The sequence below is a fragment of the Bradyrhizobium sp. NBAIM08 genome (genome assembly GCF_020193935.1).
GTDB classification, from domain to species: Bacteria; Pseudomonadota; Alphaproteobacteria; order Rhizobiales; family Xanthobacteraceae; genus Bradyrhizobium; species Bradyrhizobium yuanmingense.
In genome coordinates this window covers 1-400 of the sequence record NZ_JADYVR010001014.1, presented here as the reverse complement: position 1 = coordinate 400, position 400 = coordinate 1, and the positions used below count along the sequence as shown (strand labels likewise).

The 400-nt window shown below is 65.0% G+C and carries 1 protein-coding gene; it reads left to right on the top strand.

Annotation, left to right across the window (positions count from 1 at the left end):
• Positions 1-14: 14 nt before the first annotated feature.
• The coding region (locus tag I6F37_RS43215) for an MFS transporter (protein ID WP_225154865.1) at positions 15-400 on the top strand (386 nt) is incomplete at its 3' end.

Here is a 400-nt window from a genome sequence, read left to right as displayed (position 1 = left end):
CACTGATCGTCGCCGTGATCAACTCGACCGTCTGGTTCGCCATCACCTTCTGGGTGTTCCTGGAGACCCGGTCGGTGCTGGCCACAGGCATGGTCGCCGGCATCTTCCTGGTCGCCACTGCGCTCAGCGGCATCTGGTTCGGCAGCCTGGTCGACCGGTTCCGCAAGAAGACCGTGATGCAGGTGTCGACAGCGGCGTCGCTGGTCCTCTACATCTGTGCCTTCGCCCTCTACAAGCTGACGCCGGACGAGGTGTTCACCGACCCGACGCGGGTGCGGCTCTGGGTCTTCATCCTGCTCTCGATGCTCGGGATGATCTGCGGGAATCCGCGGACGATCGCCCTGCAGACACTCGTGACCGCGCTGATCGAGCCCGAGCGGCGGGACAAGGCGAACGGCCT